The following is a 13,491-nucleotide window of genomic DNA, read 5'->3' on the forward strand; positions in this document are numbered from 1 at the left end:
CTACGCGGAAGCTGCCTGGGCGCCGATCATCCAGCAGGCCGCCGTGAAGCGAACTTCGCTGCCGTGCACATACGGGTCGAACGCGGCGCGCACCGTGTCGATGACCTGCGCGCGCGTGCGCTCGTCCGCCACCTGCTCCTGAAGCATCAGGCCCAACGGGCCGAGCCGTGTGAAATAGCCTCGCAGATCCTTCTCGGGCATCGTGCAGTCGACATCCACGGGCTGGATGTCGATGCCGGTCCAGCCGCTCTCTTCCAGGATGGAACGCACCCGACGCGGGTCGGCGAGGGCAAACTGCCCCGGCGCATCCGGCTGGCGGGCCGGCATGTTCGGCAGCAGCGGCGCGGCAGCCCGCTCGGCCGTCGTCATGAACGGATTTTCCGCGGGGCTGCGCCAGGCGAGGGCCCGAAGCGCCGCGCCGCCCCGCGCGGCATGCCGTAGGTTTGCAAAGGCCCGCACCGGGCTGTCGAAGAACATGACGCCGAAGCGCGAAATGATCATGTCGAAGCTTGCGGGTTCGAAGGCGTGGCGCTGCGCGTCGGCGCAGATGAAGCTTGCCGGCACGCCCTCTTGCTGCGCGCGTGCCCGTGCGGCGGCGGTCATCGGCTGCGAGATGTCGACGCCGATGCAACTGCCTTGCGTGCCGGCCAACAGCCGCGCGACCGCCAGCGTGGTTGCGCCCGTGCCGCAGCCCACGTCGAGCACCTGATGCGCCGACCCGGCGCGCACCTCGTCGACAAGCCGGTCTTCGAACGGCTGCAATATCGCGTCGAGCAACTCTTGCGCATCGACCCAGGCATGACCGGCGCGGCCATTCCAGAGCGCTGCCTGTTCGGTTTCCTTTTGCTGTTGCTGTTGCTGTTGCTGTTGCGTGATGTCCATGATCGTTTCTCCTTGGCTGGCCTTGAGAGGCGGAAGCTAGACTGTGCAACTTCAAGTCGACTTGAGGTCAAGAGGTGACGACAACAACGACACATCTGGACATTGCCGAAGTGGCGCAGCGATCCGGCGTTCCCGCATCGACGTTGCGGTTCTACGAAGAAAAGGGGCTCATCGCCTCCACCGGCCGGCGCGGCCTGCGCCGCCTGTTCGACCCCGGCGTGCTGGAACGGCTGGCGCTGATCGCCGTCGGGCGCGCCGCGGGCTTCTCCCTCGATGAGATTGCACTCATGTTCGCGCCGGAAGGCAAGCCGCGCATCGACCGGCAGATGCTCGCATCCAAGGCGGACGAACTGGACCGCACGATCCGCAAACTGGGCGCCATGCGCGACGGCCTGCGGCATGCCGCCGCCTGCCCGGCTCCCAGCCACATGGAATGCCCGACGTTCCGCCGCATCCTGAAGGCGGCTGCGTCTGGAGCCATCAAGGCGCAAGGAAAGAAAGGCAAGCGACCAGGCGTTCCTTCTTGAATGCCCGGCGGCGACACAGGAGCCGCGCGCCCGGATCAACACTATGATCCGCTCGCCCTGAACTCCGCCATCGGCCCCTGCATCGCCCATGACGCACTACCTGCGCCGCATCCTCTGTGTCTTGCTCTGCCTGCCGGCCTTGGCCCTTGCGTCGGGGCCCACCGAATTCACCGCCGCCCTGCGCGAAACGACGGTGGGCGGCAACGCAGCCCAGGCCTTCTTCCTCATTCGCATGTTGCGCAGCGCCGACGCGCCCGCTGCCGAGGTGGAGGACTTGCGCCGCGAACTCCTGCATGCGTATGTGGCCCAGATCACCGGCCCGGCCGCTACCCCCGCGCCCCGGCCCGGCGTGTGGGAGTCCTTGAAGCGCCAGCTGCCCGGCATGGCATCCGCCCCGAAAGACACCGTGGCCGCCGCGATTGCGCGCGGCCACGCGCGAAGCGACGTGCTCGATACCCCCTTTCGCGCCGCCTGGCAAGGCGCGCTCAACCAGGGGCTGGCCCCGCGGTGGGAGACCGGCGCCGCGCGCACGCCCTTCTTCGCGATCGAGAGACGCGACATGCAGCCCATCGCGCCCGGCCTGTGGGCTGCGCCGGCCGCCGATGGCAGAGTCCGCCTGATGCTGGCGCTGCGCCTGGCCAACACCTCCACGCAGCCGCTTCCCGTTTTTCGGCCCGACATCGTTCTGGGCGGTGCGCCCGGCACCGGACTCGGCGGCCTCGCCTTCGCCTGCGCCTGGGATCGCCCGGAACACAACCTGAGCGTCATGCAGGCCAATGCGGTGACCATGGTGCAGCCCGGCGAAGCGTCCGGGCCATTGGCGTGCGAGGCGCAGCCCGCTCCCCTGCATTGGCGCGAGCAATTACCAGCGCTCATGGCGGCCGGTGCCACCGCAACAAAGCCGCTTCTGGTGCCGCACGATCTGGACAACGCACGGCGCCTGTATCACCTGGAACTGGCGCTGACGGAACTCGCGCCGCAAGCCGAAGACTGGGGCCGGCGGCTGTTGACGGCGCGCCACGAGCCTGCGCGGCAATGGGCGCCCGTCGCCCTCCCGCTGGAGCCGCCCGTGTCGAGCCGTTGGGCCGCGCGGCCACACCAGGGCTGGAAGTCGTCTGCTGCGGCGCTGAAGTACTTCCTGGCCGCCACCGTGCTCGCGCTTGCCTTGTTTGCCGGCGGGCGCGGCCTGCTGCGCGTGGGCATCCCGAAGTTCGCCGTGGCGGCGGGCACGCTGCTGGCCGGCACAGGCCTTACGGTGCTGGCCGCCACGAGCCTGGGCGGTGGTGGCACCGGCTACGGCCATCCGCTGTACACCGGCATCGCCTTGTGGAGTGTCTACTTCGGGCCCATTCTGCTGTGCGTGCTGGCGCTGCACGGTCTGCAAAAGCTGCTGGACAAAGAGCAGATCGACTGGTGGGACGCCGTGGCCAAAGGCTGGCGCAATGCGCTAGACCTGACTTCCACGACCAGCCGCGCAGAGTTCTGGGTCTTTCTCGCCCACTGCACCTGGCTGTGGGCACTCGCACGCATCTGCCTCGTGCCGCTGGACCGCTGGATCGGCCTCGCCCTTCTGCTGCCGCTGGTGACCCTGACCGCACGGCGGCTGCGCAGCATGTCGGGCAAGGAAATGTTGGAAGTGGGCCTGTCCACTGCATGTTTGGTGTTGCTCGTCTTGCTTTGACGCCAACCTGTCGGCAAGGTACATACGCAGCAGCGGCAGCGGGCCGAAAAAGCCCGCTCGGAGTTCTGCCCCTGGGGGCCAGACAGCCTCCTACAAGACGACGATCTTTTGGCCGATGCGGCGGGAATTTTCCAGACCGAAAGTTGCATGTCTGGGCATTGCAACCAACGCCGTCATTCCCCAGAAATGGCGGCCGGAGACTTACTTCCATGGCAAGCGCCAATCCAGTTATTTCTTCAGAACGTGTCGAGGGAACATCCGTCTACAACGCGGCGGGAGACAAACTCGGCAGCATCGACGATCTCATGATCGACAAGATCTCGGGCCAGGTCCGTTACGCCGTGATGGAGTTCGGCGGCTTCCTCGGCATGGGCACAGACCGCTACCCGATCCCGTGGTCCATGCTGAAGTACGACACTTCGCAAGATGGCTATGTGGTGCCGTTGGACAAGGCACAGATCGAAGGTGCACCGCGCTATGCGAGCGACCAGGTGCCGGACTACGACGACAGGTACAGCGGGACCATCGACAAGTATTACGGGCTTTAGGAGGGTGTGGGCCGCGGGTTTAAGGGTGCCGCGGCCCATCGCTCAAATCTTGAAAGCACCCCAAGGCATCCGGCGGAACGCCTCGTCAAGCGGAACGACATTCCTATTGATCGAGAGCGTTTCTCCAGTCAGCACGTTCTCCAACTCCGCACCTCCGAACCCCTCGGGCAGCACCACCTTGGTCCCCCGCCAAGCGATCGCATCGGGAAGCATCGGCGCGTTGCCTTCTGCCTCGTGCGCAATGCCCGCAAACAACCGCCCCGCCATCACCACCAGCGACCGCCCTTCGTGCCTCCGCGCAAAGGCCACCACATGCCGCGCCAGCGGCCCTTCGACGGCCAGCCCTTCATACCCGCCCTCGCGGAAAAGCTCAGCGTTCTCGCGCCGCATCGACAGCATCCGCCAGATGAACCACAGCTTCGCGCCGCCGTCATGCGGCACTGCGGCGAGCGCCTGCACTCGCGCGGGGAGATCGGGCTCGGCGGCCATCGCTTGAAGTTGGTCAAGACGCCGGCTGCGCAGTTCATAGTCCACCGGCCGCCGGTTGTCCGGGTCGACCAGGCTCAGGTCGATGAGTTCGCTGCCTTGGTACAGGTCGGGCACGCCGGGCGAGGCGTACTTCAGCAGCGTGAGCGTCAGGCCGTTCCATGCGCCGAACCACGACAGGCGATCGGCCATGCGCTGGATGTCCGCAAGGCATGCATCCGCTGAACGGTCCGAGAGAATTCTCTTCACCAGGTCTTCGAGCGCGGCTTCGTAGTGCGGATCGGGCTGGGTCCAGCGCGTATGGAGCTTGGCTTCGCGCGCGGCCTTCTGCATGTACTGCCAGATGCGCGCGGCGTACGCCGGCACTGCGGCCGCATCGAGGCCGCCAAACGGCAAGGTGCCCAGCAGGGTTTGGTAGAGCAGGTATTCGTCAGCGCGCGAAGGTGCAGCGGCCTCTTCCCCGCCACGGCAGAACGCATGCCAGCGCTCCAGCGCATCGCGCCAATCGCCAGGTATTTCGGAGAGCACGCCGATGCGGTTGCGCACGTCTTCCGAGCGCTTGTTGTCGTGCGTCGAGGTCGCGAGCATGGTGTGCGGCCAGTGCTGCGCACGGTCGGCGCTGAGCAGGTGGAACTCGGGCACGTCGAAGCCGAAATGGTCGGGCTCGCCGCCCACTTCGTTGAGCGAGCTGAGCGGAAAGTAGCGATAGAAGGATGTGTCCTCCACGCCCTTGGCCGCGACCGGCGCGCTGAACTGCTGAAAGCGCATCGCGAAGCGCCGCACGCGTTCGGCCAGCGCGGGTGTCGCATGCTCGGCCGCCTCGCCGCGCAGCGCGCGCCGCACAAAGGCGAAGACGGAGCGGTCGGCATCGCGGCTCTGCTGCTCGGCCGACTCGGTGGCGGCGTCGATGAAATGCGCATCTTGCGCGGACGGCGCCTCGACGATGTAAGTGCGGTACACGGGCATGCATGCCGCCACGCCCGTGAGCGCGCGGCGCAACGCGTTGAGCGTGTAGTCGCGCGTGCTGCGGTCGGCCCGCGCAATCCTGAGCAGCTCGGTGGAGAGCACGTTCAGTTCCGACGACAGCGCATTGCGCATGACCTCGCGCTTGCTCGACCGGGCCACGGATTCGAAGTCCTGCGTCTCGCCCGTGAACTGATGCCAGGTCTTGCGCAAGGCCTCGGCCGCGGTGGTGTCGACCAGCACGCCGTTGGCCACGTTGGCAAAGCGGTAGCCGGTGGTGCCGTGCACGTGCCATTCAACGGGCACTTCTTCTTCCGAGGCGGCGATCTTCTCGGCGACGACGTACAGTGGGCGCGGCGGCCGGCCGTCCGGCCCCATGGTGACCGGCAGCACAATGCCCGCGCGGCGCGCATACCCTTCCTGCAGTTGCCTGAAGTAGCGCGCGGGGTCGTACAGGCCATCGGGATGGTCGATGCGCAAGCCGTCCACCGCGCCGGACGCCGCCAGATCGAGCGCGAAGGATTGCGTGGCCTCGAACACCTCCTCGCGCTCCATGCGCACTGCCGCCAGATCGTTGATGTCGAAGAAACGCCGGTAGTTGATTTCGTCGGCCGCCACTCGCCAATAGGCGAGCCGATAGGCCTGCACGTCGATGAGCTTGTGCAGCTCGTCGCGTGCCTCCTGCGATGCGAGGTTGAGCTCGGCCACCGACGCAAGCACGGCGCGCGCCAGCGACGGATGCGCCTCGGCCAGGTGCGCGAGGCGGGCCTTGAACAGTTCCTTGTCGCGCACGCGCTCCGTGCATTCGGAAGGCGTTTGCGCGTGGCGGCCCGGCAAGTGCCCGAAGGCGGTCGAGAGGCTGGCTAGTTGAGCGGTCAGCGCCGGGTCCTTCAGGTGCGGCAGCGCGCGCGCCAGCACCACGGGATAGGTTTCGGGCGCCAGCGGAAACCGGTGGTCGAAGTAGCGCAGCGCGAAGCTGCCCTCCGCTGCTTCGAAGTGCAGCACCAGCTCTCCGCTGGAAAGCACCTCGCCGTAGTGGCCGCCAAGCACCGGCAGCAGCACCTTACCGGCCAGCTCCTTGTTGAGCGGCTGCCAGTCGATGTCGAAGTGGTGCGCGAACAGCGAGGCCGGGCCGTTCTCCAGCACGTCCATCCACCATGCGTTGTCGGCGCCGAGCACGCCCATGTGGTTGGGCACCATGTCGAGCAGCTGCCCCAGCCCGTTCGCCTGCAGCGCCTCGACGAAGCGCGCAAAGCCTTCGGCGCCACCGAGTTCGGGGTTGATCTCGGCATGGGCCACCACGTCGTACCCATGGGTGCTTCCCGCACGGGCCCGCTGGATCGGCGAGCAATACACGTGGCTCACGCCGAGCTGCGCCAGGTAAGGCAGCACGCGAATGGCGTCGTCGAAGCCAAAGCCCTTGTGAAACTGAAGTCGGTAGGTGGCCCGCGGCACGCGCGCCTGGAGCCGCAGCGGCGCCGGTTCCGCAGCCGCGCTGCGGCGCGGCCGTGCGGCACGCAGGCGCTCGGTCAGGCCCCGCATGGCATCGCCGGCCGCAAGTTCGTGCACGGTCGACACCAGCTTGCGCCGCCAGTTGGGATGCGTGTCGGTGGTGCCGGGCATGTTGGCCTGCTCCACTTCGCCGGCCACGTCTTCGAGCTGAAACACCATCAGCGCCGACGGCGCCGCGGCAAGATAGGCATGCACAGCCTGCATGGCCCGCGGCGAAGGCGTGGCATGCGCGAGGGCCTGCGCGGCTTCGTCCTGCGACAGCAGACCCGCCTCGCGCACCGCAAGGAGCAAGCGGATGCGCTCCTGCGCGCGGCCCAGCAGCTGCGCGTCGAACAGCCGCGGGTCGGGAAAGAGCCCGAGCGCCAGGCGCAGCCGCAGGTCATGGCCCGACCACCACCCCGCCAACGTGGCCAGATCGTGCGTGCTGATGGCGACGAGCGCGGCCGCCGGGTAGGTCTCGGGCGGGGTGAATCCGCCGTCATGCTGCTTCTCGAAGTACAGCAGGCGATACGACAGCACATCGGCGCGCGCGAGCGCTTCGCGCATCGCGTCTTCCACCGTGCCCAAGTCTTCGCCCACCACCATGCAGCGATGGCGATGGCTCTCGACCGCCACGATGGCCAGCATTTCTTCGACGGGGTAGCGCACGTACGCGCCATCGTGCGCGGTGCGGCCCGGCGGGATCCAGAACAGGCGCATCAGCCCCATCACGTGGTCGATGCGCAGCGCGCCCGCATGCCGCATGTTGGCGCGCAGCATCTGCACGAAGGGCTCGTAGTGATGGATGCGAAGCCGGTCCGGGCGCAGCGGCGGCAGGCCCCAGTTCTGCCCGGCGGGGTTGAACTCGTCAGGCGGCGCGCCGATGCTGGCACCGACCGCGAAGCAATGCTGCGCGGTCCAGGCGTCCGATCCGCCGCGGTCCGCGGAGACGGCCAGGTCCAGGTAGAGCCCGATGCCCATGCCAAGCGCCGCGCAGCGTTCGCCTGCGCGCGCCAACTGACTATCGGCGACCCACTGCAGGTACTGGTGGTATTGCAGGCGATCTGCGTGCTGCGCCTCGAAGGCCCGCACCTCGGGCGCATCGGCCTCGCGGTAGGCTTCGGGCCATGCGAGCCAGCCCCAGCACTGCGGATCGGCCGCGGCAAAGTGGGCCTGCAGCGCTTCGAAAAGCGCGTGCTGACGAAGCGGCTCGCCTTGCGACGAAACGAAGGCGAGAAATGCCTTGCCCCTTTCGTCGGGCGCACCGGCCTGCGGCAGATGGTGCGAGCGAAAGTGCTCGAACAGCAGCTCCAGCACTTCGAACTTTGCGGCCGCCACGCCGGCATGGTCGACCAGCGGCGCAGCCCGCAGCGCCGCAAGGCGGCCCTGGAACTCAGGCGACTCCACGCGCCGGCGCGCGGCCTCGCAGTGGGCAAAATCATCGGCCGCCTCGACGTCGATGTACAGCACGTTGAGCCACTGCCGCGACGACGGGCTGTAGGGGCTGGCGCGCAGCGGATCGGTCGGAAACAGCGCATGCAGCGGATTCAGCCCGACCACGTCGGCGCCCTGCCCGGCCATGCCGTCGATCAACGCCTCCAGGTCGCCGAAATCGCCCATGCCCCAATTGCGCTGCGAACGCAGTGCGTACAGCTGCACCGCCGGCCCCCAGACGCGGCCGCCATCGCGCACCGCAGGCGGCCGGTAGCAGCGGCCGGGCGAAGCGACGACCAGGGTCCGCCCCACCAGGCCGTCGATGTGCAGCCAGTGATAGCCAGGCGCGAGCGGTTCCGCCAACTGCAGCGTGCAGCTGCCATGCGGCCAGGGCTGTGCCTCCACTTCGCCCTGGCGCGAATTCCCCTCCTCGTCGCTCAACCGCCAGTGGAGCCTGCCGGAGAGATGCGGCAGCTGCAGCGACCAGTGCGGCGCGTGCGCCTCCACCACCCGCACAGGCGGCATCGCGGGCACGGGCGACGAGCCAGCTGCATCCGTTTCAACAGCGCCCGCCTCCACGCCGAACTCGGCCAGCAGCGCGGCCAGGCTCTCGGGCGTGGCGTGGCGCTGCGTTCCGAACGCATCGACATAGGTCGGCGAGATGCCGTAGTGCCAGCACAGGCGCTCCAGCACGTCGTGGGACCAATGACCCGGATCAGCCACCAGTGCTGCCCTCCATCTCCTCCAACGTCGCGCGCACCGCGCCGCGCTCGAGCCGCAGGCCCTCCGCGTCGGCTGCGGCACCCGCGCTGTAGATCACTTCGCCGGGCAGCACCTCAGCTTGTAGAACTTGCTGCGCGCCAAAGTTGGCGATCAGATGAAGACGCTTGCCAGCCAACTCCCACTCGACTCGAATGACGCCCTCCTCAGAGCGATGGCTTCCCGCGCGGCGTGCGCTCGCGAAGTGCGGCACCAGGAGGCGCCGGCGCACGTCGAGCAATTTCTGCACTTCGCACAGGCGCGCGAAGTGCGGCTGCGTGCCGCGCTCGCGCCACCGCAGCTTCGATGCAAGGAAAGTCTCCTCGGCATTGGGATCGGGAATGCGCGCACGGGCCGCCTTGTCGGCAAAGGCCGCGAAGCCGCCGAACTCCGCGCGGCGCCCCTCGGCCACAGCCGACGCAAGCTCGGGACCGAAGTCGCAAAAATAAAGGAACGGCGAAGACGCCGCGAACTCGTCGCCCATGAAGAACATGGGCACGTGCGGCGACAAGAGCAGGCAGGCGAATGCGGCGCGCACCAGCACCGGATCGCCCAGCGCATGAATGCGCTCGCCGAACGCGCGGTTGCCTACCTGGTCATGGGTCTGCAGGTAAGACACGAAGGCCGCAGGCGGCAGCTGCGTGCTGGGTTCGCCCCGCGGCTCGCCGCCGCGAAATTCCGACGGCTGGCCCTGGTAGATGAAGCCCTGTGCCAGCGCACGGGCAAATCCGGCCGGCGGGTCGTCGGCATAGTCGGCGTAGTAGCCGTCGCGTTCACCGGTGGCCAGCGTGTGCACGGCATGGTGAAGGTCGTCGTTCCACTGCGCGGTGCCGGCAATGGGCAGGCCGCTGCCATCGCGCGCGAGCATCGAGGCCTGGTTGGCATCGTTCTCCAGTACCAGGTGCACATGCCTCTCGCGCGCCGGGCCGGCGTTCAGCGCCTCGCGGATCTCCTGCACGATGTGCTTGGGAGACGTATCGCGAATGGCGTGGATCGCGTCCATGCGCAGGCCGTCGAGGTGGAACTCTTCCACCCAGTACAGCGCGTTGTGGATGAAGAAGTCGCGCACGGTGCGCGAGCCGGGACCGTCGAAGTTGATGGCGGAGCCCCAGGGCGTGCGCTCCGCTGCGTTGAAGAATTCGGGGCAGCACGCATGCAGGTAGTTGCCTTCCGGCCCGAAGTGGTTGTAGACCACGTCGACCAACACCATGAGCCCCAGCGCATGCGCGGCGGCGACCAGCGCCTTGAGGTCGTCCGGCGTCCCGTAGCTGGCATCGGGTGCAAACTGCAGCACGCCGTCGTAGCCCCAGTTGCGCGCACCCGGAAAATCCGCGAGAGGCATGAGCTCGACGGCGGTGATGCCAAGCTCCGCCAGTTCGCCGAGCCGCTCGCGTGCGGCCTTGAAAGTGCCTTCCTCGGTGAATGTGCCCACGTGCAGCTCATACACCACGGCCTCGTGCCAGGGGCGGCCGTGCCACGCCGTGTCGGTCCATTCGAAGCGGCCCGGATCGACCACCTGGCTCGGCTTGTGCACGTCTTGTGGGTTGAAGCGCGAAGCCGGGTCGGGCATGGTGGTGCCGTCGGGCAGCCGGTAGGCGTAGCTGTCGCCATGGCGCGCCTCCGCGAGCGTGAGGCGGTGCCAGCCATCGGCGCTGCGCTGCATGGCGTGCGACGCGGTCGCCGCGCCGGCGGGCGTGTGCAGCAGAACGATGCTGCCGGTCGAGGGCGCCCAAAGCGCAAAGTCGACCCCGCCGCCGTGCACCGTGGCACCGAAGGGCATCTCGTGAACACGGCTCATGGCCGCACGTCCGGCCGGCTCAGCACCACGAGCGAACGGCATTGCAGCGGATAGGCGGGCTCCGACCAGGCCGGCGCGAGCGCGGCCACGTCCTCGGTGGCAGGTGGTGGCGTGCCGCTGGCGGTGTCAAGCAACAACCGCCACGCGCCATACCGTGCGGCCGGCAGCGTGAATGAAATCTCGTCGTGGTGCGCGTTGAAAAGCACCAGAAAATCGTCGTCGTGCTGCGACTCGCCCCGCGGCCCGCGGTCGGCAATGCCGCCGCCGGACATGTACATCGCAATGCACCGCGCGTTGGTGTCGCTCCAGTCTTCGGGGCGCATCTCGGCCCCGTCGGGCTTGAGCCAGACCACGTCGGTCACGGTCTCGGCTTCGGAGGGCTTGCCGGCAAAGAAGCTGCGCCGCCGGAACGAGGGATGGGCACGCCGCAACGCGATGGTGCGCTCCACGAAGGTGATCAGCGCCTGCCGCTCCGGGGTGGGCGTCCAGTCGATCCAGCTGATGTCGTTGTCCTGACAATAGGCGTTGTTGTTGCCGTTTTGCGTGTGGCCGCGCTCGTCGCCGGCCAGCAGCATCGGCACGCCCTGCGACAGCAGCAGCGTGGCCAGCAGGTTGCGCTTCTGGCGCTCGCGCAACCCCTCTATTTCTGGGTCCGAGGTGGGCCCTTCGACGCCGCAGTTCCACGAGATGTTGTGGCTGCTTCCGTCGCGGTTGTCTTCGCCGTTGGCCTCGTTGTGCTTCTCGTTGTAGGAGACCAGGTCGTTGAGCGTGAAGCCATCGTGCGCGGTGATGAAGTTGATGCTCGCGTTGGGCCGCTTGCCCGACCAGCCGTACAGGTCTTCCGAGCCGGAGATCCGCTTGCCGACCTCGCCGATCACGCCCGCATCGCCCTTCCAGAAGCCGCGCATGCCGTCGCGGTAGCGGTCGTTCCACTCGGCCCAGCCAAGCGGAAAGTTGCCCACCTGGTAGCCGCCGTGCCCCAGGTCCCAGGGCTCGGCGATGAGCTTGACGCGGTTGAGCGTCGGGTCCTGCCGGATGGCGTCGAAGAAGCCGCCCAGGTTCTCGACCTTGCCCGCTTCGCGCGCGAGCGCCGAGGCCAGGTCGAAACGAAAACCGTCGACGTGCATCTCCTCGGCCCAGTAGCGCAGCGAATCCATCACCAGCTGCAGGGCATGCGGATGCTCGAGGTTGACGGTGTTGCCGCAACCCGTGAAGTCGTCGTAGTAGCGGCGGCGCTCGGCATTGACGATGTAGTAAGAGGCGTTGTCCACGCCGCGCATCGAGAGCGTGGGCCCGAGCTGGTTGCCTTCGCAGGTGTGGTTGTAGACCACGTCGAGAATCACCTCGATGCCTGCCGAGTGCAGCGTCTTCACCATGGTCTTGAATTCCTTCACCTTGCCCGAGGCGCTATAGCGCGTCTCCGGGGCAAAGTAGGCCAGCGAGTTGTAGCCCCAGTAGTTCTGCAGGCCCTTCTCGGCCAGGTGCCGGTCGTTCAGGAAGCTGTGCACCGGCAGCAGCTCGATGGTGGTCACGCCCAGGCGCTTCAGGTAGTCGACCACGGGTGCGCAGCACAGGCCGCCGTAGGTGCCGCGCAGCTCGGGCGGAACATCGGGGTGGCGCATGGTGAAGCCGCGCACGTGCAGCTCATAGATCACCATGTCCTGCCAGGGCACCGACGGCCGATGGTCGTCGCCCCAGGTGAAGGCGGGCTCCAGCACGCGGCCCTTGGGCACCAGCGGCGCGCTGTCGCGGCGATCGAACGACAGGTCTTCGCGCTTGCTGCCCACCGTGTAGCCGTAGAGCGCATCGCCCCAGCGCAGCTCGCCGACGAGGTCTTTGGCGTACGGGTCGACCAGCAGCTTGTGCGCATTGAAGCGGTGGCCCTCCTCCGGCTTGTAGGGGCCATGCACGCGGTAGCCGTAGGCCTGCCCCGGACGTGCCTCGGGCAGGTAACAGTGCCATACGCCGTCGGTGCGCTCCCGGATCGGGATGCGCTGGAGTTCATGGCGGCCCTTCTCGTCGAAGAGGCACAGGTCCACGCCGTGTGCGTGCTGGGAAAAAAGCGCGAAATTCACGCCCTCCCCATCCCAGTTGGCGCCGCGCGGATACGGCCGCCCCGGCCAGACGGCCGTGATCGAGTTGCGTGGGCTGCGTGTCATGAATTTCAGCGCGGCGGGCGATCGTCGTGCGGGCTGCTCCTCGGCGGACTGTGGTCCCTGGGCAAGCTGTTGTCCTTCGGCTGGCGCGGCCACCAGCGCTCGATCTGCTCCGCCGCCCAGTCCTTGCCCGCCAGGCCGAAGGCCAGCGCCAATGCAAACACCACGCCGGCCAGCACTACCAGGAAGCTCTCGCGCACGATGTCGCCGCCGATCTTGACCTGGTCGAGCGCAATCAGGATCACGAAGGCCATGACCGCATAGCGCGCGACCTGCCCCAGCAGCACGGCATCGCGCAACTGCGCGCCGCGAAAGTAGCTCGACACCGCCTCTCCCACGAAGCGGGCGAAGTACGAACCGAAGGCCAGCACCAGCAAGGCCACGAAGAGATTCGGCACGAACCACACCACGCGCCCGAGCAGGTCGGCGATGTAGCTCAGGCCGAGGCCGTTGAACGCTATCAGCAGCGCCGCCAAGATGACCAGCCAGTAGGCCAGCACGCCGAACAGGCTGCTGGTATCACCGGGCCATCCGCCCTGGCGCAGGAAGTTGTCCAGCCCGGCGCGTTCGGTCAGCACGTTGAAATTGATGGCGCGCAGCGCCTTGGTGACCGCAAAACGCACCGTCTTGGCAATGAGCCAGCCGGCCAGCACCACGACCAGCGCAATGGCCAGGCGGGGCACGAAGGCTCCGACCTGGTAGAGCATTGCGTTCAGCGGCTCCAGGTGAATGCCAAATCTGTCCATGTTTCTCTCCGGTGCGTGAT

8 protein-coding genes are annotated in these 13,491 nt (G+C 67.6%); 3 read left to right on the top strand and 5 right to left on the bottom strand.

Features of this window, described 5'->3' with window-relative positions:
* Positions 1-882, bottom strand: a complete 882-nt coding sequence (locus tag BLR24_RS01405; RefSeq protein WP_093011529.1) for a class I SAM-dependent methyltransferase — start codon at positions 880-882, stop codon at positions 1-3.
* A gap of 74 nt (positions 883-956) precedes the next feature.
* Here BLR24_RS01405 and BLR24_RS01410 point away from each other — a divergent pair, with 74 nt between their 5' ends.
* The 3 genes from BLR24_RS01410 (at position 957) to BLR24_RS01420 (ending at position 3,638) form a co-directional block, all read left to right on the top strand.
* Positions 957-1,409 carry a helix-turn-helix domain-containing protein gene (locus tag BLR24_RS01410; RefSeq protein ID WP_093011532.1) on the top strand — a complete coding sequence of 151 codons (453 nt, stop codon included), beginning with the start codon at positions 957-959 and terminating at the stop codon, positions 1,407-1,409.
* Positions 1,410-1,497: 88 nt separating this feature from the next.
* The gene (locus tag BLR24_RS01415) at positions 1,498-3,090 is read left to right on the top strand and encodes a hypothetical protein (RefSeq protein ID WP_093011535.1); all 1,593 of its coding nucleotides are present in this window, start codon (positions 1,498-1,500) and stop codon (positions 3,088-3,090) included.
* A gap of 209 nt (positions 3,091-3,299) precedes the next feature.
* Positions 3,300-3,638 carry a PRC-barrel domain-containing protein gene (locus BLR24_RS01420; RefSeq protein ID WP_093011538.1) on the top strand — a complete coding sequence of 113 codons (339 nt, stop codon included), beginning with the start codon at positions 3,300-3,302 and terminating at the stop codon, positions 3,636-3,638.
* A 42-nt stretch (positions 3,639-3,680) separates the two neighbouring features.
* Here the strand turns inward: BLR24_RS01420 and BLR24_RS01425 are convergent, their stop codons facing one another.
* Genes BLR24_RS01425 through BLR24_RS01440 form a run of 4 tightly spaced genes read right to left on the bottom strand, consistent with a single transcriptional unit; the run spans position 3,681 to position 13,471 of the window.
* Complete coding sequence (locus BLR24_RS01425; protein WP_254787124.1) at positions 3,681-8,735, bottom strand: malto-oligosyltrehalose synthase; 5,055 nt, start codon at positions 8,733-8,735, stop codon at positions 3,681-3,683.
* Entirely contained in the window at positions 8,728-10,569 is a 1,842-nt protein-coding gene (gene treZ, locus BLR24_RS01430) for a malto-oligosyltrehalose trehalohydrolase (RefSeq protein WP_093011544.1), read from the bottom strand. Before treZ ends, BLR24_RS01425 begins: the two co-directional genes overlap by 8 nt.
* Positions 10,566-12,728, bottom strand: coding sequence for a glycogen debranching protein GlgX (gene glgX, locus BLR24_RS01435; RefSeq protein WP_093011547.1), 2,163 nt, complete (start codon positions 12,726-12,728; stop codon positions 10,566-10,568). Before glgX ends, treZ begins: the two co-directional genes overlap by 4 nt.
* Positions 12,729-12,733: 5 nt before the next feature.
* Complete coding sequence (locus tag BLR24_RS01440; RefSeq protein ID WP_093011550.1) at positions 12,734-13,471, bottom strand: mechanosensitive ion channel family protein; 738 nt, start codon at positions 13,469-13,471, stop codon at positions 12,734-12,736.
* Positions 13,472-13,491: the final 20 nt, after the last annotated feature.

The sequence above is a fragment of the Variovorax sp. OV700 genome (assembly GCF_900099805.1).
In the GTDB taxonomy this organism is placed as follows: domain Bacteria; phylum Pseudomonadota; class Gammaproteobacteria; order Burkholderiales; family Burkholderiaceae_C; genus Variovorax.